This is a genomic window from Streptococcus vulneris, from assembly GCF_019218685.1.
Classification (GTDB): domain Bacteria; phylum Bacillota; class Bacilli; order Lactobacillales; family Streptococcaceae; genus Streptococcus; species Streptococcus vulneris.
On record NZ_JAHUZC010000001.1, the window covers coordinates 1 to 25,181 of the forward strand.

Genomic DNA, 25,181 nt, shown 5'->3' on the forward strand with positions numbered 1-25,181 from the left:
GGTTTTGATGCCAATCGTGTCATCAGTGAGGATGAGCAAGGTTTTGTCATGTCACACGGTGATCATAATCATTACTTCTTTAAGAAAGATTTGACAGCTGAGCAAATTAAGACTGCCCGAGATCATCTGGAAAGTAAAACGCCAGTAACACCAAGCCCAGCCCATGAAGATCACGATGAAGATACACACGGTCATCACCATGACGAACATGGCCATGATTTTGATGTCAATCGAATTATCAGTGAAGATGCGGCAGGCTTTGTCATGACTCATGGTGACCACAATCATTACTTCTTTAAGAAGGATCTAACACCAGAACAAATCAAGGACGCGCAGGATCATTTGAGAGGTAAAACGACAGTAACACCAAGACCAGCCCATGATGATGAACACGATAACGATAATCATGGCCATAAACATGATGAAGACCATGATCACGGTTTTGATGCTAATCGTGTCATCAGTGAGGATGAACAAGGCTTTGTCATGAGTCATGGTGACCACAATCATTACTTCTTCAAGAAAGATTTGACAGCTGAGCAAATTAAGGCAGCTCAGGATCATTTGAAAACACATCATGATGCGGAGCCTGTAAAACCTCTTGCTAAAACGGTAGAGTCTTTCTCAAGAGATGCTAGCGATGAAGAAAAGATTGCTTATATTTCTAAAACATACGGAGTTCCACTTGAAGCGATTAGAATTTCAAACGGATTCTTTGTCTTTGGAAATCCAGACCAAGCCTACGATCCGACTCATATCCATCCCTACGCTGTTCGAAAAGAACATGTTCGACTCCCACTCCAAACTGGAAATCCAGAACTTGATTTCTTAAATGAACTCTATACCACTGCTTTGCGAGATGGTGTGTCTCCATATAGCTTGCAGGTAGAAAATGGTAGTTTTGTGATTCCTCATGGCGACCACAATCACTACATCAAGGTTCAAACTAAGGGCTATGAAGTAGCTTTGAAAAACAAAATTCCAGCTCTCCAATCCAACTATCAACCTGGAGCTTTTGATGAGAAGGCAGTTTTGGCAAAAGTAGATCAACTTTTAGCTGATAGCAGAAGCATCTACAAAGACAAGCCTATCGAACAAAGACAGATTGAGTTAGCCTTAGGTCAGTTTACTGAAAACATGAAGAAACTGGCAACTAACTCTACAGCAGGTTATCTTGCGACACTGAATCTCTTTGATAAGCAATATATCCATATTGATGAAAGTGTCAAACCAGTTGAAACAAGTGCTTTAGATAAGAAATATCAGGCCTTGATTGATAAAATCAATACCCTGGATACAGACTCTTATGGCCTTCCTAAGAAAGATCTTCTCGTTCGACTTCAAGAGGCTAAGTTGGCTAAAGATGAGGCCGGTTTAGCAGCGGTTGAATCACAACTTCAAGCTCTTCAAGACTTTAATGATCGAACAGGTGTTACAACTGTAGAATACATCAAGTATTTCTATGAACACGTAAATGACGGTCGTTTGAGTGATGAACTTCGAAACAAAGTGGCTCAGTTGACTTGGACCTTGTATCAATCTCAATCCTTCCTTAAGGCAGCAGAATTGAACAGATTATTCCCAAGTATCTATCAAGCAAAACAAGAAGTGGAAGAAGCTTTGAAAGCTCAACCAACTACTGCGAAATCAACGAAAACAGTTCTAGATACTGAAAAAGTAGATAACCAAACTGCCAAGACAGCTATTTATGGCTTCTTGAAAGAATTGTACGGAGACTTTATGCCTGAAGAACATGTCAATCATGTTAGCAAGGAAGAGGTAGAAAGCCTCTTGAGCAAGGCACATCAACTCTTGGAACAAATCCAAGAAGAAGGAATCAGACAATCCTTGGCAGAAGAAGTAGAAAATCTCAAAGCTGCTACAAACAAGGTTGATGCAGACTTGGATGAAGTAAACAGCCAGGTAAAAGATGTCTTGACTCGTATCGCTAGCGCCCTTCAACAAGAGAAGGAAAATGCAGAGCAAGATCCTCAGACACTTGTACTTTATCAAAAACTCTACGATATTCTTATGTCGCTTCACGCATACTTAGAAAACAATAAGGGTTCTGATGCCGACTTTGATAAGGTGGATGCATTACTAGATCAACTTTCTGCTAAGAGTAAGGATAAAGCCGCTTTACTTGAATTGACAAAAGCTATCCTAGTCTTGAATCAAGAAATCAAGTCAAAATCAAGTGCGAGTGAAGAAGCAACTCCAGCAACAAATGCTGAGGCAAATGGTGACAAGACAAGTACCGAAACTGAAACATTAGCAACTGCAGAATCAAATAGTGAAACTGCAAGCGACGAAAACAAACCAAGCAACACAACAGATTCTAAACCTGCTGAATCATCTTCAGAAAAGGAAACAACAGAATCTACAACAAGTACTGGAAATCAAGAAAAACCAGCAGAATAAAAAGAAAGGCGAAGTAGCTAAGCTACCTCGTCTTTTTAGTCTTTATAAGCTACGATACCAATGATGGTATCAACTGCACGTTCCATAGTCTGAAGGCTGACGTATTCAAAACGTCCATGCATATTTTCTCCTCCTGCAAAGATATTGGGAGTTGGGATTCCCATAAAGGAGATTTTAGAGCCGTCTGTCCCTCCACGGATTGGTTCGATTATAGGAGTGATACCTAAATCTTCCATAACTGCTTTGGCAATGGTAATTGGAGTCATATCTTTTTCAATGACTTCTTTCATATTGTAGTACTGGTCTGTCAAGTTTAGGGTGACACGGTCGCTACCAAGTTCTTGATTCATCTTATCAGTGATAGACTGCATTGTTGCTTTACGAGCTTCAAAGGCATCTTTTTCAAAATCACGAATGATGTAGCTTGCACGTGCCTCCTCGACACTACCTGTCACATCCATTAGATGGTAGAAGCCTTGGTAACCTTCTGTTAACTCAGGTCGGTCATTCTCTGGAAGTTGATTATGAAAATCAATTGCTAACTGAAGGGCGTTGACCATTTGCCCTTTGGCAGTACCAGGGTGGACATTGCGTCCTTGGAAATGCAATTCAGCACCCGCTGCTGAAAAGGTCTCGTACTGAAGCTCACCTAGTGGCCCACCATCAACTGTGTAGGCAAAATCAACATCAAAATCTTCTGCATCAAATTTATTAGCACCAACACCGATTTCTTCATCTGGACCAAAACCAACACGAATCTCACAGTGCTTGATTTCAGGATGGGCAGTCAGATATTCAATAGCAGTCATAATTTCAGCAATCCCTGACTTGTCATCAGCACCTAGTAATGTTGTTCCATCTGTTGTGATGAGCGTTTGTCCTGGATATTTCTCAAGACTCTTAAAGTCAGCTGGATCGAGTTTGAAACCAGAATTTCCTAGTTCAATCACACCACCATCGTAGTTTTCAATTACCTGTGGATTGACTCCTTCGGCATTAAAGTCAGCAGTATCCATGTGGGAGATAAAGCCAATTTTACGTGTTAATGATGGATCATTGGCTGGTAAGGTCCCAATTGCAAAACCATTTGGTAGATAATAAACATTTTGTAATCCAACACGTTTCATTTCAGGAATAAGAACATTGGTTGCGAAGTCAACCTGACTCTGTGTACTTGGAGTAGTAGTAGAGTGTTCATCAGAGCGCGTGTTGACCTTAACATAGGTTAAGAAACGGTCCAAGAGATTGGGGTAAGTCATAAAAAACTCCTTTTGAATTCATTTTTTCCATTGTATCATAGAAAGAAAAGAAAAACAAAAGACAGAAGTTAGAGAAATTCGCTATGTTGGCGTTTACTTATTAATGGATAAATGATAAAATAAACTTGATAAAAATATCACAAGGAAGCGATTATGAAAAAAGCAATTTTAATGATGACTTTCGGTTCGCCAGAAGAGATTACCTTTGAAGGTGTGGCTGATTTTTTCACAAATATTCGTCGTGGAGTGAGACCTCAAGACCACGAGATTCAAACTCTCTATGATAATTATGTACTAATTGGAGGGACGCCTCTGCAAAAAATTACTCGAGAAGAGGTTGCCTTGGTAGAAGGCAGGCTGGGTAATGAATACAGTGTTTATTTTGCTAATAAGTTTTCTAGACCCTTTATTCCAGATGTGATTGGTCAGATGGAAGCAGACGGCATTGAACAGTGTATTTGCTTGATTTTGGAGCCTCATTATTCTTTTTACTCTGTCATGGGTTATGAGAAATTTTTAGAAAGCAAGCAAATTCAATTTTTGGTCATTAAGGACTGGTATCAAGAAGAAGCGCTCTTAAACTATTGGGCAGATGAAATTGCTAAGATTTTAAAAGAAGAAGTAAAGCAGGATAGCTTTAAAGTCATCTTTTCAGCCCATAGTGTGCCCATTTTTGCCTTGGATTTTGGTGACCCCTATATCGACCAAATTTTCGAAAATAGCAAGCTAGTCGCTGAAAAGCTGGGTTTGAGTTCCGAGCAATATACAAACACTTGGCAAAGTGAGAGTGATATCGGGATTCCATGGATTAAGCCAGATGTTTTGGAATATCTTAGAGAACAAAAAGAACATCCAGACCATTATATTTTTGTTCCTATCAGTTTTATCAGTGAGCACATTGAGGTCTTGTTTGACAATGATGTGGAATGTTATGACTTGTGTCAGGAATTGGGGGTGAACTATCATCGTCCACCAATGCCAAATACAGATTCTCGCTTGATTGATGCCTTGGTTAATACAGTCAGAGCTAATGAACTTCAAGAATTTAAGGAATTTCTCCCAGAAGAAGAAACCTTTGATGAGCTAGTTCCTTCAGATGAGACTAAAAATATTTTGGCTGAATCTGAAGATTTACAAATGCCAGAATTTGTGAAAAAACTGATTGAGAAAAAAGGTCGGGAAAATGTTAAGATGCCATATCTTATCAAAAAAATGCTTGAGAAAGCAGGCAAGTTACCGAAAGAGTAAAGAAAAAAGGATTTAGCTTTGCGCTAGATCCTTTTAATCGATTATTTTTTTTCAAGAAGGGCTTTGATTTCTTGAAGTACTTCCAACTCAGTTGGACCAGCTGGAGCTTCCTCAGCAGCTTCTTCCTTCTTAGTAAGGCTTTGAGCTTTTTCAATACCTTTGATAACGAAGAAGAGAACAGTACCGATAACTAGGAAGTTGATAACAGCGCTCAAGAATTTACCATATGTAACACCATTCCAAGCAAGCTCAGCGATGTTTTGTACTTTCGCAGCTTCCAAGGCTGGATTCAAAATAAGTGGAGTGATGATATCGTTAACAAGTGATGTAACGATTGCACCAAAAGCAGTGGCAATGATCACACCGACAGCAAGGTCAACAACATTACCACGAAGCAAGAATGCTTTAAGATCTTTTAACATTTTCATAATTTCCTTTCAAAAAATTTTTACACTTAATTATATATTAATTAAGAAGTTCTTGCAAGCTATATGTTTAAAATTTTTCTTATTTTTTAAAAATAAATACCTTACTAAAAATGTAATTGAGGATAATTATTAAGAATTGTGCAATAACTGTTTCAATACTATTCACCTTATTAATATTATAATTTACAAATTGCCCGATAATATTAGGAAACTGAGTTACAAAGAGAAAAGCTAAAAACAAGTCTAAAAGAAAAGTAGAAAGACGTGCTATAGTAAATTTTACTAAACGAATTGACCAATTATCTCTAGCTTGCTTAAAGACAAGCCTATCATTTGTAATAAATGCAAATAGGATACCGATACTATTTGCTAGTCCAGTAGCAAGGAGTTCTCTATGAGTTAGTTGATAAATGACTAATCTAGATAGAATGGAGACAAGAGTAGTAGCTATACCAAAAAAAAGATAGGCTAAGAGCTCATTCACGAAGAGACTTTGAATGCGTTTTTTCATGCTTTTAGTATAGCATAAAGCAGGCTATTGTGCTATACTAGTAAGGTTGATTCAAGCAACCCTTGGTGCTTAGCTTCTTTCACCAAGCATATTATACGCGGGAAACCGCCAAAGGAGAAAAGATGAAAAAATTAACCATTCGTGATGTAGCAGATATTGCAATCGTTGCTGCTATCTATGTCGTTTTAACTGTCACACCACCCCTAAATGCCATCAGCTATGGTGCTTATCAGTTTCGTATTTCAGAAATGATGAACTTTATGGCTTTTTACAATCCTAAGTACATCATCGCAGTTACTATCGGTTGTATGATTGCTAATTTCTTTAGCTTCGGACCGCTAGATGTCTTTGTTGGTGGTGGATCAACCTTAGTATTCCTCAGTCTAGGTGTTTGGCTTTTTGCAAAATACAGCAAGGATTATCTTTTTAACGGTTTGATTCGAAAAGATCATTTCTTCTTCTCAATCCTCTTTTCAATTTCTATGTTTACTATCGCTGCCGAGTTGAATATCGTAGCGCAATTACCATTTTTCCTTACTTGGTTTACAACAGGGATTGGTGAATTTGCCTCATTGATTATTGGAGCGATTATTATCGGTAAAATTGGTCGTCGAATCGATTTAAGCAAATAGAATTAGATAAGCTAGGTAGCTCTTACCTGGCTTTTTCTTATGGAAAATTTCTAGGGAAACTTGACAAGATTTTCTAACTATAGTATACTTTTTAAGTAAGCTGATTTAGCTCAGTTGGCAGAGCGCATCCATGGTAAGGATGAGGTCGCCGGTTCAATCCCGGCAATTAGCATGATATTTACAGGGAAACTCTTGAGCACAAGAGTTTTTTTCTTATGCTCGCGAGAAAAAATTCTGACTTTTGTATAATAAAAGTCATCCTGCAAAGATTTCTTATTGACAAAACCACTTATTTCTAGTAATATAATAGACGCGATGAGTCGATAGGTAGTCTTCGGACTACTATTGAGCATAAGGAGGTCATAACGCAGGAGCGGACCTTGATGAGTTGTGTGAACCTGCTCATCACATGAAGATGCCTCTTAGTCCCTAGTCTAGCGACTGGGGATTTTTATTTTCTAAAAAATGATGAAAAAGCTTTGCAATTCATGGAAAAAGTAGTATAATACATCTATTATAGAAATTTTTAGAAAATTCCAAAAGAGGTTATTTATGGGATATACAGTTGCTGTAGTCGGCGCGACAGGTGCTGTCGGAGCTCAGATGATAAAAATGTTGGAAGAATCAACACTTCCAATCGATAAAATTCGTTTACTTGCTTCTGCACGTTCAGCGGGCAAGACTTTGAAATTTAAAGATCAAGATATTACGATTGAAGAAACGACTGAAACAGCTTTTGAAGGAGTTGATATTGCTCTCTTTTCAGCAGGTGGTTCTACATCAGCTAAATATGCACCATACGCAGTTAAAGCTGGAGCGGTAGTAGTAGATAATACATCTTATTTCCGTCAAAATCCAGACGTTCCTTTGGTGGTACCAGAGGTCAATGCTCACGCACTTGATGCTCACAACGGTATTATTGCCTGCCCTAACTGTTCAACAATCCAAATGATGGTGGCTCTTGAGCCAGTTCGCCAAAAATGGGGCTTGGACCGTATCATTGTTTCAACTTACCAAGCAGTTTCAGGTGCTGGTATGGGAGCAATTCTTGAGACGCAACGTGAACTTCGTGAAGTCTTGAATGATGGTGTAACCCCACGTGATTTGCATGCGGAAATCTTGCCTTCAGGTGGTGACAAGAAACACTATCCTATCGCCTTCAATGCTCTTCCACAAATTGATGTCTTCACTGATAATGATTATACTTACGAAGAGATGAAGATGACTAAGGAAACTAAGAAAATTATGGAAGATGATAGCATTGCAGTATCTGCAACATGTGTGCGTATTCCAGTCTTGTCAGCTCACTCTGAGTCTGTTTACATCGAAACAAAAGAAGTTGCTCCAATTGAAGAAGTAAAAGCAGCTATCGCAGCCTTCCCAGGTGCTGTTCTTGAAGATGATGTGGCTCATCAAATTTATCCTCAAGCCATTAATGCAGTGGGTTCTCGTGATACCTTTGTTGGTCGTATCCGTAAAGACTTGGATGCAGAAAAAGGAATCCACATGTGGGTTGTTTCTGATAACCTGCTCAAAGGTGCTGCTTGGAACTCAGTTCAGATTGCTGAAACCCTTCATGAACGTGGCTTGGTTCGTCCAACAGCTGAATTGAAATTTGAATTAAAATAGTCATATAATTTAGGAGTTCAGATGAACTCCTTCTTTGAAATAGAGAGGTGTTTCCATGTCTTATCAAGATTTAAAAGAGTGTAAAATCATCACAGCCTTTATTACCCCCTTTCACGAGGATGGTTCCATTAACTTTGATGCCATTCCAGCCTTGATTGAGCATTTATTGACACATCATACAGACGGAATTCTTCTCGCAGGGACCACTGCTGAGAGTCCAACTTTAACCCACGATGAGGAGTTGGAACTCTTTGCGGCTGTACAAAAGATTGTCAATGGACGCGTTCCTTTGATTGCGGGTGTGGGTACCAATGATACGCGTGACTCTATCGAGTTTGTCAAAGAAGTAGCAGAATTTGGTGGTTTTGCAGCTGGGCTTGCTATTGTTCCTTACTACAACAAACCTTCTCAAGAAGGAATGTATCAGCACTTTAAGGCCATTGCGGATGCTTCTGACTTACCTATTATTATCTATAATATTCCAGGTCGTGTGGTTGTCGAATTAACTCCAGAAACTATGCTTCGCTTGGCTGACCATCCAAATATTATCGGTGTCAAAGAATGTACTAGCTTGGCTAATATGGCTTACTTGATTGAGCACAAGCCAGAGGAGTTCTTGATTTATACAGGTGAGGATGGCGATGCTTTCCATGCCATGAACCTTGGTGCGGACGGGGTTATTTCTGTTGCCTCTCATACAAATGGGGATGAAATGCACGAGATGTTTACTGCCATTGCAGAAAGTGATATGAAGACAGCTGCAGCTATTCAACGCAAGTTCATTCCTAAAGTTAATGCTCTCTTCTCTTATCCAAGTCCTGCTCCAGTTAAGGCCGTTCTTAACTATATGGGATTTGAAGCTGGACCAACTCGTTTACCTCTTGTTCCAGCACCAGAAGAAGATGCCAAACGCATTATCAAGGTTGTCGTAGATGGCGACTACGAAGCGACTAAGGCAACTGTAACAGGGGTCTTAAGACCAGATTACTAATAAAGACAATAAAATCCATGACCGCAACAACGATCATGGATTTTTCTATTTTCCTAAACAGAATTGGCTAAAGAGTTGGGTAATGAGTTCATCAGGAGCAGCATCTCCAGTGATTTCTCCGAGAATTTCCCAAGTACGGGTCAAGTCAACTTGAAGCAAGTCAACTGGCATCCCCAGTTCAAGACCTTCATTAACAGCTTGAAGGCTCTCAACAGCCTTTTCAATTAGGGAAATGTGACGTGCGTTTGATAGGTAGGTTGCGTCTTGCTCAACCAAACCAGCATTTTCAAAGAAGAGATTGTTAATACGCTCTTCGATCTTATCAATGTTTTGGTTTTTAAGGACTGAAATGCGGATGACGTCTTCAGGTAGTTCCGAAGTTTCAATCGCTTCAGGCAGGTCGGTTTTATTAAGAAGAATAATACGGTTTGTATCTTGGCTAATCTCAAGAAGTTGTCGGTCTTGGGCAGTCAGTGGTTCACTGGCATTTAGCACTAGTAGAACTAAGTCGGCTTCCTTAAGGGCTTTTTTCGAACGCTCAACTCCAATTTGTTCGACGATATCATCCGTTTCACGAATACCAGCTGTGTCAATCAATTTTAGGGGAACACCGTTGATGTTGACGTATTCTTCAATGACATCACGTGTCGTACCAGCAATATCTGTGACGATAGCCTTGTCCTCACGCAAGAGGTTGTTGAGAAGGCTTGATTTCCCAACGTTGGGGCGTCCGATGATAGCTGTTGAAATTCCCTCACGGAGGATTTTGCCGCGACGGGCTGTCCTAAGGAGATTAGTTAGCAATTGCTCAAATTCCATAGTCTTCTCACGGACAACAGCAGTAGTGGCTTCCTCAACATCGTCGTACTCAGGATAATCAATATTGACCTCGACTTGGGCAAGTGTATTGAGGATTTCTTGACGGGTATTATTGATAAGATCAGAAAGGGAACCATCAAGTTGTTTGACCGCAATGTTCATGGCCTTGTCTGTCTTGGCGCGGATGATATCCATCACTGCCTCGGCCTGTGTCAAATCTACGCGACCGTTTAAAAAAGCACGTTTGGTAAATTCACCAGGTTCTGCCAGCCGAGCTCCTTCACGGATAGCTAGCTGGAGAATCTCATTGGTCACCGCAATCCCACCGTGAGTGTTAATCTCGATAATATCCTCACGAGTGAAGGTCTTTGGAGACTTCATAGCTCCAACCATAACCTCGTCCATGACTTTTCCTGTCTGAGGGTCAACGATGTGACCGTAGTTAAGGGTATGGCTAGCAACCTGACTCAAGTCTTTTCCTTTAAAAATCTTTTGTGCAATAGCAAAACTTTCTGTACCGCTCAGGCGGACAATACCGATAGCTCCTTCACCTAGTGGAGTAGATATAGCAGCGATGGTATCAAATTCACGTGTAATCATAATGTTTCCTTTAATAAATAGCTCTTTTCTTGGAAATTTTTCCAAGTCTCTTTTCAAATTGTAACAAATTTGGACTATTTCTTCAATGGATGCTACTTGGAGATTGAAAAAGCCTAAGCAATTCTGCTTAAGCTAAATTATTTGGTGCGCATTTCACCTTGAGGGAAGTAAGTTCCTTCTGGCATGTCGTTGATGATGACATGGACAGCAGATTGAGGTGCTCCAGTGTTGCGAACGACAGCTTCTGTTACTTCCTTAGCAAGAGTCTTCTTTTGCTCGAGCGTGCGTCCTTCAAATAAATCGATGCGTACAAATGGCATAATAGCTTCCTCCACTAGTTTTTGATTTCTTCTATTTTACCACATTTTGCCGTTTAAAGCTTAAGAAAATTATGATATACTAGAATGTAGCAAAAATTTAGAAATGGACGTGAAGCAAGAAACATGGCACAGTTGTATTATCGTTATGGGACCATGAACTCTGGTAAGACGATTGAGATTCTCAAGGTGGCCTATAACTATGAGGAGCAAGGAAAAGGTGTTGTCATTATGACCTCGGCTCTGGATACGCGTGACGGTGTTGGCTATGTATCGAGTCGAATTGGTATGAAACGCCCTGCCCTTGCGATTGAGGAAACGATAGATATCTTTGGTTATATCCGAGATTTATCTGAAAAACCTTACTGTGTGCTAGTTGATGAGGCCCAGTTTCTCAAGCGTCACCATGTTTACGACCTAGCTCGTGTTGTCGATGAGTTAGACATACCCGTCATGGCTTTTGGTTTGAAAAATGATTTTCGAAATGAACTATTCGAAGGTTCCAAATATCTGTTGCTTTTAGCAGATAAAATCGATGAGATCAAGACCATCTGTCAGTATTGTAAGAAAAAGGCGACCATGGTGTTGCGCACTCAGGATGGATTGCCCGTTTATGATGGAAAACAGATCCAGATTGGTGGCAATGAAACCTACATCTCGGTTTGCCGTAAACATTATTTTGCCCCTGAAATCAATAAGGAGAATGAAGAAAAATGAACATCTATGATCAACTACAAGCTGTAGAAGACCGTTATGAAGAATTAGGAGAGTTGCTTAGTGACCCGGATGTGGTCTCTGACACCAAACGTTTTATGGAGCTTTCAAAAGAAGAAGCTTCAACTCGTGACACAGTAACAGCCTACCGTGAGTATAAGCAAGTCCTTCAAAACATCGTTGATGCTGAAGAGATGATTAAGGAATCAAGCGGAGATGCGGACTTGGAAGAAATGGCTAAGCAAGAGCTCAAAGATGCCAAGGCTGAAAAAGAAGAATACGAAGAAAAACTAAAAATCTTGCTCCTTCCAAAGGATCCAAACGATGACAAGAATATCATCCTTGAAATCCGTGGAGCAGCTGGTGGAGATGAAGCAGCTCTCTTTGCTGGAGATTTGCTAACCATGTACCAAAAGTATGCGGAAGCCCAAGGCTGGCGCTTTGAAGTCATGGAAGCCTCAATGAACGGCGTAGGTGGTTTCAAAGAAGTGGTTGCCATGGTTTCTGGTCAGTCAGTTTATTCTAAACTCAAGTATGAGTCTGGTGCTCACCGTGTGCAACGTGTCCCTGTGACAGAAAGCCAAGGCCGTGTTCATACCTCGACAGCGACAGTTCTTGTCATGCCTGAAGTGGAAGAAGTAGAATACGATATTGATCCAAAAGACCTTCGTGTTGACATTTACCACGCATCAGGTGCTGGTGGACAGAACGTCAATAAGGTTGCGACTGCCGTTCGTATCGTTCACTTGCCAACCAATATCAAGGTTGAGATGCAGGAAGAACGTACCCAGCAGAAGAACCGTGAGAAGGCTATGAAGATTATCCGTGCGCGTGTTGCTGACCACTTTGCACAAATTGCTCAGGATGAACAAGACGCTGAACGTAAGTCGACCATCGGTACTGGGGATCGTTCAGAACGGATTCGTACTTATAACTTCCCACAAAACCGTGTCACAGATCACCGTATCGGCTTGACTCTCCAAAAACTAGATACCATTTTGTCTGGTAAATTGGATGAAGTTGTGGATGCTTTGGTTCTTTATGACCAAACACAAAAATTAGAAGAATTAAACAAATAATGAAATTAGCTCAATTTTTTTCAGATTTTGAAGAAGAGTTGATAAGACAAGGAGAGGAAGCTGAAAGCCTCTCTTTTGTCTATCGTAGCCTGAAAAATCTATCTTTTACTGACTTTGTCTTTGCTCTTCAGCAGGAAGTGACGGAAGAGGAAGAAGTATTTGTAAAAGGAATTTTCCAACAGTTAGTAGCTCATAAGCCAGCTCAGTATATCATTGGACAGGCAGATTTTTATGGAATGCAGTTAAAAGTTGATGAGCGGGTTTTGATTCCTCGTCCAGAGACAGAGGAGTTGGTGGAGCTTATCCTAGCTGAAAATCCTGAGACGAATCTATCAGTTCTAGATATTGGAACAGGTAGTGGAGCTATCGCTCTTGCCCTAGCAAAAAACAGACCAAATTGGTCAGTAACAGCAGCAGATATTTCCCAAGATGCTTTAGATGTAGCCAGCGAAAATGCTAAAAATCAAAATCTTCAAATATTTTTAAAAAAATCTGACTGTTTTACAGAAATTTCTGAAAAATATGATATAATTGTTTCCAATCCACCCTATATCTCTCGTGAAGATGAGTCGGAGGTAGGCTTGAATGTTTTGTATTCGGAACCTCATCTTGCTCTCTTTGCAGATGAGGATGGCCTAGCTATTTACCGTAGAATTGCGGAAGATGCAAAAGACTATCTCACAGATGGTGGTAAGATTTACCTTGAAATTGGATACAAGCAAGGTCAAAGTGTTCCTGAACTTTTTAGGAAATATCTTCCTGAAAAGCGAGTACGAACACTCAAGGACCAATTTGGTCAAGATAGGATGGTTGTAGTTGATGATGGACAGGATTAGACAAGAGTTAGAAAATGGTGGAGCTGTCGTTCTGCCTACAGAAACGGTTTACGGTCTCTTTGCCAAGGCTTTAGACGAAAAAGCAGTTGACCATGTTTACCAACTCAAACGTCGCCCTAGAGACAAGGCACTTAATCTCAATGTTGCCTCTTTAGAGGATATCTTGTACTTTTCAAAGAATCAGCCAACTTATCTACAAAAACTTGTAGAGACCTTTTTACCAGGTCCCTTGACCATTATTCTCGAAGCTAATGACCGAGTTCCCTATTGGGTTAATTCTGGTCTTGCAACGGTGGGATTTCGGATGCCCAGTCACCCCATTACACTGGATTTGATTCGTGAGACAGGTCCCTTGATTGGACCGTCTGCCAATATTTCAGGTCAGGCAAGTGGTGTGACCTTTGATCAAATTCTGAAAGATTTTGACCAAGAGGTTTTGGGGCTAGAAGACGATGATTTGCTAACTGGACAGGATTCGACAATTTTGGATTTGTCTGGAGACAAGGTGAAAATCTTACGCCAAGGGGCGATTAAGCGAGAAGATATTCTTGCACAGTTGCCAGAGATTTCTTTTGAGGAGGAATGAGATGCTAAGAGATTTACAAGAAACAGATGTGAATGCTATATGTGAGATCAACCAAGAAGCCTTAGGCTATTCTTTTAGTCTAGAGGACACAGCTAGTCAACTAGCTAGATTATCTCAGGATTCCCATCATTTCCTTCTTGGCTATGAGGATGCAACCAGTCATTTCTTACTTGGTTATGTCCATGCTGAAGTTTATGAATCCCTCTATTCCAAAGCAGGATTTAATATTTTAGGCTTAGCGGTTTCGCCTCAAGCGCAAGGTCAAGGTATTGGTAAAAGCTTATTACAAGGGTTGGATCAAGAAGCAAAAAGACGGGGTTATGGGTTTATTCGCTTAAACTCTGCCGATCATCGTCTGGGTGCTCATGCATTTTATGAAAAAGTTGGTTATACTTGTGATAAAATGCAGAAACGGTTTATTCGCATCTTTTAGTTTGATTTTCTAATAAGAAAATGAAACTAATGGACTAGTCATACAATAAAGGAGAAGACCTATGATTTTTGACAAAGATGATTTTAAAGCATACGATGCTGATCTCTGGAATGCTATTGCCAAAGAAGAAGAACGCCAACAAAACAACATTGAGTTGATTGCTTCGGAAAACGTAGTTTCCAAGGCTGTTATGGCAGCTCAAGGGTCTATCTTGACGAATAAATACGCCGAAGGCTACCCAGGCCGCCGTTATTATGGTGGAACTGATGTGGTAGACGTGGTAGAAAGTCTAGCTATTGAACGCGCAAAAGAAATTTTCGGTGCTAAATTTGCCAATGTCCAACCACACTCAGGAAGTCAAGCCAACTGTGCAGCTTACATGGCCTTGATTGAACCAGGTGATACCGTTATGGGGATGGATTTGGCAGCAGGTGGTCACTTGACCCACGGAGCTCCTGTCAGCTTCTCAGGTCAAACCTACAACTTTGTTTCTTACAGTGTTGACCCTGAAACGGAACTCTTGAATTTTGATGCTATCTTAAAACAAGCGCAAGAAGTAAAACCTAAACTAATCGTAGCAGGTGCTTCAGCCTATTCTCAAATTATCGACTTTTCAAAATTCCGTGAAATTGCGGATGCTGTTGGAGCCAAGCTCATGGTAGATATGGCTCATATCGCTGGTTTGGTGGCAGCTGGTCTTCACCCAAGCCCAGTGCCATACGCTCATATCACGACAACAACGACCCACAAAACCCTTCGTGGCCCTCGTGGTGGTTTGATTTTAACCAATGATGAAGAATTAGCTAAGAAAATCAATTCAGCAATTTTCCCAGGTATTCAGGGTGGTCCTTTAGAGCATGTTGTGGCTGCTAAGGCTGTTTCCTTCAAAGAAGTTTTGGATCCAGCCTTCAAGGAATATGCTGCTAATGTAATCAAAAACAGCAAGGCTATGGCAAATGTCTTCTTGCAAGACCCTGATTTCCGTATCATTTCTGGAGGAACTGAAAACCACCTTTTTCTAGTGGATGTAACCAAGGTTGTAGAAAACGGAAAAGTTGCTCAAAACTTGCTTGATGAGGTCAATATTACCCTAAATAAAAACTCAATCCCTTACGAAAGCTTGTCACCATTCAAGACAAGTGGGATTCGTATCGGAGCAGCAGCTATTACTGCACGTGGATTTGGTGAAGAAGAAAGTCGCAAAGTGGCTGAACTTATCATTAAAACCCTTAAGAATGCAGAAAATGAAGCTGTCTTAGAAGAAGTGAGAAGTGCAGTTGAAGAATTAACAGATGCCTTCCCATTATACGAGGACTAAAACTTTTATGGACATTTATATTAAGAAAGCTATTATTCATCAGTTCAGTCCGGATGACACCGAGCTGTTCCTAGCGGATAAATTTCTCAATATTACTCCAAAAATCGAAGAATATCTGCGTAAAAAAATTGAACGTGTATATTCAGATGAAGCTAAGACTGGGATTTTCGAAGAAGAAAATCCCTTCTTCAATCACATCACAGACGATTTGTTGGAGACATCAGTAACGCTGGCTAATCTCTGGAAAGAGGAGTTCGGCATTTCAGAAAATCTCAAGACCAATGACTTGATTTTTGTGCAATTTTCTAAAGAAGGTGTAGAACATTTTGCTTTCTTACGAATTGCCCTGCGGGAGACCTTGACCCACCTCGGTGGAGAAGTTGATAATCCAATCAAGCTGACTCAGAATAACCTGCCTGGATTTGGAACGGGTGCTGACGAAGCCTTGGTGGTTAATCTTCAAAGTCGCAAGTACCATCTGATTGAAAAACGAATCAAGTACAATGGGACTTTTTTGAACTATTTTTCAGATAATCTTCTTGCTGTCGCTCCTAAGATTTCTCCTAAGAAATCTATCAAAGAACTGGAAAAAACGGCCCAGAGAATTGCTGAGACTTTTAACACAGATGATTTTCAATTTCAATCTAAGGTCAAATCAGCGATTTTCAACAACTTAGAAGAAAGCAATGAATTGTCACCTGAAAAATTGGCCAATGACCTTTTTGATAACAACCTGACAGCTCGTTTGAGCTTTATTGATCAAGTCAAGGAAGCTGTACCAGAGCCTGTTCAATTTGATGAAATTGATGCCAGTCGTCAGCTTAAAAAATTTGAAAACCAAAAACTTTCCTTGTCAAATGGAATTGAGCTCATCGTTCCCAATAACGTCTATCAAGACGCAGAATCGGTCGAGTTTATCCAAAACGACAATGGAACTTACTCTATCTTAATCAAAAATATCGAGGATATTCAAAGTAAATAATGTTTAAACGAATTCGAAGAGTGCTTGTACTAGCAGTCTTCCTTTTTGCTGGATATAAAGCTTACCGCGTTCACCAAGATGTCAAGCAAGTCATGACCTATCAACCCATGGTGCGAGAAATTTTGAGTGAAAAAGACACCCCAGCAAACGAAGAGCTTGTGCTCGCTATGATTTATACTGAAACAAAAGGAAAAGAAGGCGATGTTATGCAGTCTAGTGAGTCTGCAAGTGGTTCCACCAACACCATCAATGATAATGCCTCTAGCATTCGACAAGGCGTTCAAACTCTGACAGACAACCTCTATCTGGCTCAGAAGAAAGGTGTTGATGTCTGGACAGCTGTTCAAGCCTATAATTTTGGACCTGCCTATATCGATTTTATTGCCCAAAATGGTAAGGAAAACACCCTAGCTCTGGCTAAACAGTATTCTCGTGATACAGTTGCTCCCTTGCTTGGCAATACCACTGGAAAGACTTATAGTTATATTCACCCCATTTCCATTTTTCATGGAGCCGAACTCTATGTAAATGGAGGAAACTATTATTATTCTAGACAGGTGCAACTCAACCTTTACATCATCAAAACTTTCACTCTCTTTTCGACATCTGGCTAGTCCAGGTGTTTTTGTTATAAGTTTTCTTTAAGATAGATATATTACTCTAGAAAGGTAAAGGAGGAAATTCCCTATGAGAAAGAAACTCTTTCTGACTAGTGCTGCGGTCTTGTGGTCAGTAACAGCTATGAATAGTGCCCATGCAGCAACAGATGTTCAAAAAGTCATCGATGAAAACTATGTCCAACCTGAATATGTCCTAGGTTCATCATTGTCTGAAGATCAAAAAAATCAAACCCTAAAAAAACTAGGCTACAATGCCTCAACAGACACCAAAGAACTCAAGACCATGACACCTGATGTCTATTCTAAGATTATGAATGTTGCCAATGACTCTAGCTTACAGTTGTATTCATCAGCCAAGATTCAAAAACTAGGTAATAAGTCGTCACTTGAGGTCAAGATTGAAACACCAGAAAACATCACGAAGGTGACGCAGGATATGTACCGAAATGCAGCAGTAACGCTGGGAGTGGAACATGCCAAAATCACTGTAGCAGCCCCTATTCCAGTTACTGGTGAAAGTGCTTTAGCAGGGATTTATTATTCGCTAGAAGCTAATGGAGCCAAGGTGCCGCAGGCCAACAAAGACCTGGCTCAAGAAGAACTCAAAGCCTTATCTGATATCAATGCTGAAAACAAGGACAAAACTGGCTATGATGCTAATAAATTGAACGTTGCCCTAGCCGATATCAAGTCAGGACTCGCCAAAGCTAAAGAAAGTAAGGGAAATCTGACAGAGGAAGATGTCCGCAAAATCGTTGAAGATACCTTAAAAAATTACAAACTTGATCAGGTTATAACAGGAAACCAGATCAATATCATCATCAATTTTGCTTTGAATCTCTCAAAGAGTGATATTCTCAGCAATGCAGACTTCACTAAAACCTTAAATGACCTTAAACAAAGTATCGTATCACAAGCTGGCGACAGTTTTAAAAATATCAACCTTAACTTTGATGCTAATAAGGCGCTAGAGGACGGTGGTAACTTCTTAAGCTCCCTCTGGCAAGCCATTGTCAACTTCTTCAAGAGTTTTGGTTCTTAAGAAATTTCATGGTATAATAGATGGTAACCGTAACGTTGCCGTCTTTTTTGTCGGCCAATAGAAAGAGAAGAGAATGTTAAAGAAAAATGATATTGTAGAAGTTGAAATTGTTGACTTGACCCATGAAGGGGCAGGAGTTGCCAAGGTAGATGGCTTGGTATTTTTTGTTGAGAATGCATTACCGAGTGAAAAAATTCTCATGCGAGTTCTCAAGGTTAATAAAAAGATTGGTTTTGGGAAAGTGGAAGAATACCTTGTCCAGTCACCACACCGTAATCAAGATCTAGATTTGGCTTACCTGCGTTCAGGAATCGCGGATTTAGGTCATCTTGCCTACCCAGAACAGCTCAAGTTTAAAACCAAGCAAGTTAAGGATAGTCTCTACAAGATTGCTGGAATTGATGATATAGAGGTTGCTGAAACTTTGGGTATGAAAAATCCAGTCAAGTACCGCAATAAGGCGCAGGTTCCTGTTCGTCGAGTGAATGGTGTCTTGGAAACAGGCTTTTTCCGTAAGAATTCCCATGACCTCATGCCTCTAGAAGATTTCTTTATCCAAGATTCCGTGATTGACGAGGTAGTAGTAGCCCTACGCGACTTGCTCCGTCGTTATGACCTGAAACCTTATGATGAAAAGGAACAATCTGGCTTGATTCGTAATCTTGTGGTACGTCGCGGACACTATTCAGGTCAAATTATGGTTATTTTGGTAACAACTCGTCCCAAAGTTTTTCGTGTGGAGCAATTGATTGAACAACTAATCAAGCAGTTCCCAGAGATTGTGTCTGTTATGCAAAATATCAATGACCAGAACACTAATGCTATTTTTGGTAAGGAATGGCGCACACTTTATGGACATGACTTTATCACTGACCAGATGTTGGGAAATGACTACCAAATCGCTGGACCCGCTTTTTACCAAGTCAATACTGAAATGGCGGAGAAGCTCTATCAAACGGCTATTGACTTTGCTGCATTAAAAGAAGACGATGTGATCATTGATGCCTATTCTGGTATCGGGACGATTGGTCTTTCTGTTGCGAAACATGTCAAGGAAGTCTATGGTGTCGAAGTGATTCCAGAAGCGGTTGAGAATAGCAAAAAGAATGCTCAGCTAAACAATATTTCAAATGCCCACTATGTTTGTGACACAGCTGAAAATGCTATGAAAAATTGGCTTAAAGATGGAATTCAACCAAGCCTTATACTAGTGGACCCACCAAGAAAAGGACTCACAGAAAGCTTTATCAAGGCAAGTAGCCAAACAGGAGCCGACCGCATCGCCTATATCTCATGTAATGTCGCCACCATGGCGCGTGATATCAAACTCTACCAAGAATTGGGATATGAGTTGAAGAAAGTTCAGCCAGTGGATTTATTTCCTCAAACGCATCATGTTGAGGCGGTAAGTTTGCTAGTCAAGGAGTAAAACGACGAAGATTAGCATTTACTTCCGCCCATGCGATAGCTGTCCGTGATTGACAAGTGCTAGCACGCAGACAGAACGGAGATAGCGAACCGCTGAGTGTGTCGCTCTGCTCGTAAAAGCTTAGAAACCTTTGAACGAAAAGGATAATGAAAAGCCTTGAATTGTAAGGCTTTTTGTCGTATGGGGGGGAGTATCAGAGTGAGTAATTTTTTGGAGGGAGTAGAAGTGATAGCTAGAAATTATCAGTTTCTATTTCCATTTACCCTGTGGGTACGTGTTTGTTTCCATTGACAAGGAGTTTGTGGGAATAGAAACATCCCCACCTTGTTTGAATCAAGTGAAGTGTAGTTGAAGGAAAGCTGTTGAAAGGAATACTGCATTTTACCGAATAAGTAATAATTTAGGCAACTTCAAATCGTTTTTAAAAAAACTATTTTAAAGGTCAAGAGTAGACAAAAATTGTCCACTCTTTTTTGTAAACTCAATTTATCAATAAATGAAATGAGGGAATGTAAAATGAAATATTTTGAGGTTGAGTTAGAAAATCCTGATGAATTTTTAAAACTACAAACAGAAGATTTTGTGAAAGCTAATCGCTTGCTACTAAGGAAGATAATCCAGAGCGTTACAGTCTATGAAGAACACTTCGTCATATCCTTTAAATCTGGCATCGAATTGGAAGTATGAGACTCATTCCATAACTTTTATATTGAACATATCATCTTTTTGTGTTATACTATAAATTGATATAAACAAAGATGTAGGAGGAACCGAAACTATGACAGCCTCAATGCGTTTAAGATAAGCTGGCAATAAAAAAAGCAGAATCTATACCCGATGATAGGCTTTTTTGTTGTGCTTATTTATACGATATTGAGCATTCATTAGTTACGGTGAGGATATTGGTTATTTAACTATACCTTTATTTAACTATGTCTTTAATATGAATGTTTCCAAATTGTATGTATGCAGACCAAAAGCCACATTGTGGGGTTTGGCCTGCATTTTTTATTGCCTAGAATGCTATTCAAAATAGAAATTCAAGCAAAATAATATGCAGGAGATAATATAAATGGAAAAATACAACAATTGGAAACGAAAATTTTATGCAATATGGGCAGGGCAAGCAGTATCATTAATCACTAGTGCCATCCTGCAAATGGCGATTATTTTTTACCTTACAGAAAAAACAGGATCTGCGATGGTCTTGTCTATGGCTTCATTAGTAGGTTTTTTACCCTATGCGATTTTGGGACCTGCCATTGGTGTGCTAGTGGATCGTCATGATAGGAAGAAGATAATGATTGGTGCCGATTTAATTATCGCAGCAGCTGGTGCAGTGTTTGCTATTGTTGCATTCTGTATGGAGCTACCTGTCTGGATGATTATGATAGTATTGTTTATCCGTAGCATTGGAACAGCTTTTCATACCCCAGCACTCAATGCGGTTACACCACTTTTAGTACCAGAAGAACAGCTAACGAAATGCGCAGGCTATAGTCAGTCTTTGCAGTCTATAAGCTATATTGTTAGTCCGGCAGTTGCAGCACTCTTATACTCCGTTTGGGATTTAAATGCTATTATTGCCATCGACGTATTGGGTGCTGTGATTGCATCTATTACGGTAGCAATTGTACGTATACCTAAGCTGGGTAATCAAGTGCAAAGTTTAGAACCAAATTTCATAAGAGAGATGAAAGAAGGAGTTGTGGTTCTGAGACAAAACAAAGGATTGTTTGCCTTATTACTCTTAGGAACACTATATACTTTTGTTTATATGCCAATCAATGCACTATTTCCTTTAATAAGCATGGAACACTTTAATGGAACGCCTGTGCATATTTCTATTACGGAAATTTCCTTTGCATTTGGGATGCTAGCAGGAGGCTTATTATTAGGAAGATTAGGGGGCTTCGAAAAGCATGTATTACTAATAACAAGTTCATTTTTTATAATGGGGACCAGTTTAGCCGTTTCGGGAATACTTCCTCCAAATGGATTTGTAATATTTGTAGTTTGCTGTGCAATAATGGGGCTTTCGGTGCCATTTTATAGCGGTGTGCAAACAGCTCTTTTTCAGGAGAAAATTAAGCCTGAATATTTAGGACGTGTATTTTCTTTGACCGGAAGTATCATGTCACTTGCTATGCCAATTGGGTTAATTCTTTCTGGATTCTTTGCTGATAAAATCGGTGTAAATCATTGGTTTTTACTATCAGGTATTTTAATTATTGGCATTGCTATAGTTTGCCAAATGATAACTGAGGTTAGAAAATTAGATTTAAAATAAACAATATTGGAGGAATATTTATGTATCTTATTTTCATGTAACTCTTCCTGCTAAAATCGCAGGGTTTTCCCTGCATACAAGCAAATGAAAGCATGCGATTATAGACAGGAGGAAATGTTATGGAATTAATATTAAAAGCAAAAGACATTCGTGTGGAATTCAAAGGACGCGATGTTTTAGATATAAATGAATTAGAAGTATATGATTATGACCGTATTGGTTTAGTAGGAGCAAATGGTGCTGGAAAAAGCACTTTACTCAGGGTACTTTTAGGAGAATTAACTCCCCCAGGATGTAAAATGAATCGTCTGGGTGAACTTGCCTATATTCCCCAGTTGGACGAAGTAACTCTGCAGGAGGAAAAAGATTTTGCACTTGTAGGCAAGCTAGGTGTTGAGCAATTAAATATACAGACTATGAGCGGTGGTGAAGAAACAAGGCTTAAAATAGCACAGGCCTTATCGGCACAGGTTCATGGTATTTTAGCGGATGAACCTACGAGCCATTTAGACAGTGACGGAATTGATTTTCTAATAGGACAGCTAAAATATTTTACAGGTGCACTGTTAGTTATTAGCCATGACCGCTATTTTCTTGATGAAATAGTAGATAAAATATGGGAACTGAAAGATGGCAAAATCACTGAGTATTGGGGAAACTATTCTGATTATCTTCGTCAGAAAGAGGAAGAACGTAAGAGCCAAGCTGCAGAATACGAACAATTTATTGCGGAACGTGCCCGATTGGAAAGGGCTGCGGAGGAAAAGCGAAAACAGGCTCGTAAAATAGAACAGAAGGCAAAAGGTGCTTCAAAAAAACAAAGCACTGAAGGCGGAGGACGTTTAGCTCATCAAAAATCAATAGGAAGTAAGGAAAAAAAGTTGCATAATGCCGCTAAATCCCTAGACCATAGGATTGGGGCCTTAGGAAATGTAGAAGCTCCAGAAGACATTCGCAGGATTCGTTTCAGGCAAAGTGATGCATTGGCACTCTACAATCCATATCCTATTGTCGGTACGGAAATTACTAAAATATTTGGGGATAAGATACTGTTTGAAAAAGCATCTTTTCAAATTCCCCTAGGAGCAAAAGTGGCGCTAACTGGTGGCAATGGAACAGGAAAAACAACTTTAATCCAAATGATCATAAACCATGAAGATGGAATTTCTATTTCACCTAAGGCAAAAATAGGTTACTTTGCACAAAATAGTTACAAGTACAACGGTAATCAGAAAGTCATGGAGTTTATGCAGGAGGATTGTGAATACAATGTTTCAGAAATTCGTTCGGTTCTAGCATCAATTGGGCTTAAACAAAACGATATTGGAAAAAGCTTATCTGCTTTAAGCGGCGGAGAAATTATTAAATTGTTGCTGGCTAAAATGCTTATGGGTAGATATAACATCCTGCTAATGGATGAACCGAGTAACTTCCTTGACATACCAAGCTTAGAGGCTTTGGAAATATTAATGAAGGAATACACCGGAACTATCGTGTTTATCACCCACGATAAACGATTACTCGAAAATGTAGCAGATGTAGTTTATGAAATTAGAGATAAGAAAATAAATCTGAAACATTAAATTTAAGGTAGTCGCCGGTCAATGTAGTCTGTACTGGCTGGCGGCTCCATTGTTAAAGAGTATAAAGACTTTAGATTTTATGAATATTAAAAATAGGAACAGTCAATTGAACTGCTCCTATTTTTCTGCTAAATATATTGTAGTTTTCTTATATGTATAATGATAGATTAGTGGATTCTCTTCTAAGGTTCTTACTTCAAATATGAAGAAGTGATCGCGGTTATCTTTGGACTTTTCCTTATTTAGGACAAAGTAATTCTTATGTGAAGTCGCCATTGTTTTGAGGATATCATCCGTCAGGAAGGTCAATGGAATATTCATGTTGGAGTAGCGGTAGAAGTCACGTTCAAAATCTTGGTAGCTCTCGCTGTAATAGTCCATTTGCAGGTGATTACGTTGAAACTCAAGCTGATTCATAAAGTACCTCCTCAACAAGTTCAATATTCATAATATCTCTCAATTTCAGATTGATGTGACCTGTTGTAGTTTTTATCAAAATGAAATCCTTATTCAGACTTGGTATTGTTCCAGTGTAGGAAACACGCTTGTTTTTTTCAATCACATGAATGCGCGTGTGTAGCTGCCCAGCGTATACTTGACTGAGGAGTAATAATTTCTTCTCTAGTGATAAATCAGACATGTACGTTACTTTGTTTGTATCATCGGAGAGTGCTGATGTATGCTCAGATAGGAAAAAGCCCATCCATTTTTGCATCTTAATATCTTGGTACTCTCTTGCTGATTGAAATGGTAAGTATGAACGGTCAATCATTTTAATCCCTCCAATCCACCAGCGGAATGACCGCCAATAAGTTTACTGCGTTCAATATTTTAGGAACCTTCAGTTAGGACGGTTCCTTTTTGTATGGCTAAAAAGCCAAACTGTTCTCTGACAACATCAATAGCTGTCTGAAGTCTATTTTCTTTTTCAATTTCTTCTACATCATGCAAAATGAGGACAACCCTTTTACTACCAAGGTGTTCTGTGCAGAATGCGGTTCAGCTTTTGGACGTAAGAACTGGACGACCAGTCGTGGCAAACGTAAAGTTTGGCAGTGTAACAACCGTTATAAGGTAAAGGGACAGATTGGTTGTCAGAACAACCATATCGATGAGGGAACACTAGAGAAAGCTGTAATGATGGCAGTTAAACTACTGAGTGAGAATATGGATTTGTTGCATGGAAAGTGGAATAAGATCTTGGAAGAAAACCAGTTATTAGAAAAGCATTACAGTGTGTTACTGGCTGAATTGATAAATAAGGAGTGTTGGGAATATGATTCCTTTGAGATGTGTCAGGTACTAGATAGTATTTTGATTTCGGAGGATGGACAGATAACCGTTAGATTTTTGGAAGGAACAGAAGTTGATTTATAAGGCTGTAGGCATAGTATAGTTCACTATGTTTGCAGCC

Annotated in this window: 26 protein-coding genes, 1 tRNA gene, 1 pseudogene and 1 riboswitch; of the genes and pseudogenes, 20 read left to right on the forward strand and 8 right to left on the reverse strand. The window is 39.6% G+C overall.

The window, feature by feature from the left end:
* Window positions 1–2,421 (forward strand): pneumococcal-type histidine triad protein (locus KUA57_RS00005; RefSeq protein ID WP_218493426.1); only part of this gene is annotated, 2,421 nt, incomplete at its 5' end.
* A gap of 35 nt (window positions 2,422–2,456) precedes the next feature.
* On the opposite strand, the gene pepT is transcribed toward KUA57_RS00005, so the two are convergent.
* On the reverse strand, window positions 2,457–3,680 hold the full coding sequence (gene pepT / locus KUA57_RS00010; protein WP_218493427.1) for a peptidase T: 1,224 nt from the start codon (window positions 3,678–3,680) through the stop codon (window positions 2,457–2,459).
* Window positions 3,681–3,833: 153 nt separating this feature from the next.
* On the opposite strand from pepT, the gene hemH reads away from it, so the two are divergent.
* On the forward strand, window positions 3,834–4,928 hold the full coding sequence (gene hemH, locus KUA57_RS00015; RefSeq protein ID WP_218493428.1) for a ferrochelatase: 1,095 nt from the start codon (window positions 3,834–3,836) through the stop codon (window positions 4,926–4,928).
* 41 nt (window positions 4,929–4,969) lie between these two features.
* Here hemH and mscL read toward each other — a convergent pair whose 3' ends face one another.
* On the reverse strand, window positions 4,970–5,350 hold the full coding sequence (gene mscL / locus KUA57_RS00020) for a large conductance mechanosensitive channel protein MscL (RefSeq protein ID WP_000910205.1): 381 nt from the start codon (window positions 5,348–5,350) through the stop codon (window positions 4,970–4,972).
* An 85-nt stretch (window positions 5,351–5,435) separates the two neighbouring features.
* Entirely contained in the window at window positions 5,436–5,867 is a 432-nt protein-coding gene (locus KUA57_RS00025; protein ID WP_049487145.1) for a GtrA family protein, read from the reverse strand.
* A 28-nt stretch (window positions 5,868–5,895) separates the two neighbouring features.
* Window positions 5,896–5,992, forward strand: a riboswitch (PreQ1 riboswitch).
* Here KUA57_RS00025 and KUA57_RS00030 point away from each other — a divergent pair.
* The 4 genes from KUA57_RS00030 to dapA all read left to right on the forward strand — a co-directional run bounded on the left by KUA57_RS00030 (window position 5,990) and on the right by dapA (window position 9,119).
* Window positions 5,990–6,499: a QueT transporter family protein gene (locus KUA57_RS00030; RefSeq protein ID WP_049500058.1), complete on the forward strand. Its 510-nt coding sequence runs from the start codon at window positions 5,990–5,992 to the stop codon at window positions 6,497–6,499. It overlaps the preceding riboswitch by 3 nt.
* 99 nt (window positions 6,500–6,598) lie before the next feature.
* A tRNA-Thr gene (locus KUA57_RS00035) sits at window positions 6,599–6,671 on the forward strand.
* Window positions 6,672–7,051: 380 nt separating this feature from the next.
* A complete protein-coding gene (locus KUA57_RS00040; RefSeq protein ID WP_000542464.1) occupies window positions 7,052–8,128 on the forward strand; it encodes an aspartate-semialdehyde dehydrogenase in 1,077 nt (358 codons plus the stop codon).
* A gap of 55 nt (window positions 8,129–8,183) precedes the next feature.
* On the forward strand, window positions 8,184–9,119 hold the full coding sequence (dapA, locus tag KUA57_RS00045) for a 4-hydroxy-tetrahydrodipicolinate synthase (RefSeq protein WP_218493429.1): 936 nt from the start codon (window positions 8,184–8,186) through the stop codon (window positions 9,117–9,119).
* Window positions 9,120–9,164: 45 nt separating this feature from the next.
* Here dapA and mnmE read toward each other — a convergent pair whose 3' ends face one another.
* Window positions 9,165–10,538, reverse strand: coding sequence for a tRNA uridine-5-carboxymethylaminomethyl(34) synthesis GTPase MnmE (gene mnmE / locus KUA57_RS00050; protein ID WP_218493430.1), 1,374 nt, complete (start codon window positions 10,536–10,538; stop codon window positions 9,165–9,167).
* A 137-nt stretch (window positions 10,539–10,675) separates the two neighbouring features.
* Entirely contained in the window at window positions 10,676–10,858 is a 183-nt protein-coding gene (locus tag KUA57_RS00055; protein WP_125417130.1) for a 4-oxalocrotonate tautomerase, read from the reverse strand.
* Window positions 10,859–10,981: 123 nt separating this feature from the next.
* On the opposite strand from KUA57_RS00055, the gene KUA57_RS00060 reads away from it, so the two are divergent.
* The 13 genes from KUA57_RS00060 (at window position 10,982) to msr(D) (ending at window position 23,767) form a co-directional block, all read left to right on the forward strand.
* Window positions 10,982–11,572, forward strand: a complete 591-nt coding sequence (locus tag KUA57_RS00060; RefSeq protein WP_218493431.1) for a thymidine kinase — start codon at window positions 10,982–10,984, stop codon at window positions 11,570–11,572.
* Window positions 11,569–12,648, forward strand: coding sequence for a peptide chain release factor 1 (prfA, locus tag KUA57_RS00065; RefSeq protein ID WP_001028819.1), 1,080 nt, complete (start codon window positions 11,569–11,571; stop codon window positions 12,646–12,648). The genes KUA57_RS00060 and prfA overlap by 4 nt, the downstream gene beginning before the upstream one ends.
* A complete protein-coding gene (gene prmC, locus KUA57_RS00070) occupies window positions 12,648–13,484 on the forward strand; it encodes a peptide chain release factor N(5)-glutamine methyltransferase (protein ID WP_049552051.1) in 837 nt (278 codons plus the stop codon). Before prfA ends, prmC begins: the two co-directional genes overlap by 1 nt.
* Complete coding sequence (locus KUA57_RS00075; RefSeq protein ID WP_049552050.1) at window positions 13,468–14,070, forward strand: L-threonylcarbamoyladenylate synthase; 603 nt, start codon at window positions 13,468–13,470, stop codon at window positions 14,068–14,070. Before prmC ends, KUA57_RS00075 begins: the two co-directional genes overlap by 17 nt.
* A gap of 1 nt (window position 14,071) precedes the next feature.
* Window positions 14,072–14,503: a GNAT family N-acetyltransferase gene (locus KUA57_RS00080; RefSeq protein ID WP_049552049.1), complete on the forward strand. Its 432-nt coding sequence runs from the start codon at window positions 14,072–14,074 to the stop codon at window positions 14,501–14,503.
* Between the two features lie 61 nt (window positions 14,504–14,564).
* Complete coding sequence (gene glyA, locus KUA57_RS00085; protein ID WP_218493432.1) at window positions 14,565–15,821, forward strand: serine hydroxymethyltransferase; 1,257 nt, start codon at window positions 14,565–14,567, stop codon at window positions 15,819–15,821.
* A 7-nt stretch (window positions 15,822–15,828) separates the two neighbouring features.
* On the forward strand, window positions 15,829–16,803 hold the full coding sequence (locus tag KUA57_RS00090; RefSeq protein WP_033688830.1) for a nucleoid-associated protein: 975 nt from the start codon (window positions 15,829–15,831) through the stop codon (window positions 16,801–16,803).
* Window positions 16,803–17,417 (forward strand): cell wall hydrolase Pmp23, encoded by a 615-nt coding sequence (pmp23, locus tag KUA57_RS00095; RefSeq protein WP_061864144.1) that lies wholly within the window; start codon window positions 16,803–16,805, stop codon window positions 17,415–17,417. The genes KUA57_RS00090 and pmp23 overlap by 1 nt, the downstream gene beginning before the upstream one ends.
* Before the next feature lie 73 nt (window positions 17,418–17,490).
* A complete protein-coding gene (locus KUA57_RS00100) occupies window positions 17,491–18,465 on the forward strand; it encodes a DUF1002 domain-containing protein (protein ID WP_218493433.1) in 975 nt (324 codons plus the stop codon).
* A gap of 73 nt (window positions 18,466–18,538) precedes the next feature.
* Complete coding sequence (gene rlmD, locus KUA57_RS00105; protein WP_061864142.1) at window positions 18,539–19,894, forward strand: 23S rRNA (uracil(1939)-C(5))-methyltransferase RlmD; 1,356 nt, start codon at window positions 18,539–18,541, stop codon at window positions 19,892–19,894.
* 516 nt (window positions 19,895–20,410) lie between these two features.
* On the forward strand, window positions 20,411–20,581 hold the full coding sequence (locus KUA57_RS00110) for a hypothetical protein (protein ID WP_002941306.1): 171 nt from the start codon (window positions 20,411–20,413) through the stop codon (window positions 20,579–20,581).
* Between the two features lie 385 nt (window positions 20,582–20,966).
* On the forward strand, window positions 20,967–22,184 hold the full coding sequence (gene mef(A), locus KUA57_RS00115) for a macrolide efflux MFS transporter Mef(A) (protein WP_195916245.1): 1,218 nt from the start codon (window positions 20,967–20,969) through the stop codon (window positions 22,182–22,184).
* Between the two features lie 119 nt (window positions 22,185–22,303).
* Window positions 22,304–23,767 (forward strand): ABC-F type ribosomal protection protein Msr(D), encoded by a 1,464-nt coding sequence (gene msr(D) / locus KUA57_RS00120; protein WP_195916246.1) that lies wholly within the window; start codon window positions 22,304–22,306, stop codon window positions 23,765–23,767.
* Between the two features lie 117 nt (window positions 23,768–23,884).
* Here msr(D) and KUA57_RS00125 read toward each other — a convergent pair whose 3' ends face one another.
* From KUA57_RS00125 to KUA57_RS00135, 3 genes and pseudogenes are all read right to left on the reverse strand, one after another.
* Window positions 23,885–24,184: a DUF5960 family protein gene (locus tag KUA57_RS00125; RefSeq protein ID WP_048716980.1), complete on the reverse strand. Its 300-nt coding sequence runs from the start codon at window positions 24,182–24,184 to the stop codon at window positions 23,885–23,887.
* Window positions 24,171–24,539, reverse strand: a complete 369-nt coding sequence (locus tag KUA57_RS00130) for a hypothetical protein (RefSeq protein ID WP_195916247.1) — start codon at window positions 24,537–24,539, stop codon at window positions 24,171–24,173. Before KUA57_RS00130 ends, KUA57_RS00125 begins: the two co-directional genes overlap by 14 nt.
* Window positions 24,536–24,715 (reverse strand): annotated as a pseudogene (locus tag KUA57_RS00135) (Y-family DNA polymerase); the annotation flags it as partial. The pseudogene KUA57_RS00135 and the gene KUA57_RS00130, both read right to left, overlap by 4 nt.
* Between KUA57_RS00135 and KUA57_RS00140 the strand changes: the two are divergent.
* Window positions 24,713–25,144, forward strand: coding sequence for a recombinase zinc ribbon domain-containing protein (locus KUA57_RS00140; RefSeq protein WP_001178677.1), 432 nt, complete (start codon window positions 24,713–24,715; stop codon window positions 25,142–25,144). The pseudogene KUA57_RS00135 and the gene KUA57_RS00140 sit on opposite strands and share 3 nt — an antisense overlap.
* The last annotated feature ends 37 nt before the right edge of the window (window positions 25,145–25,181 follow it).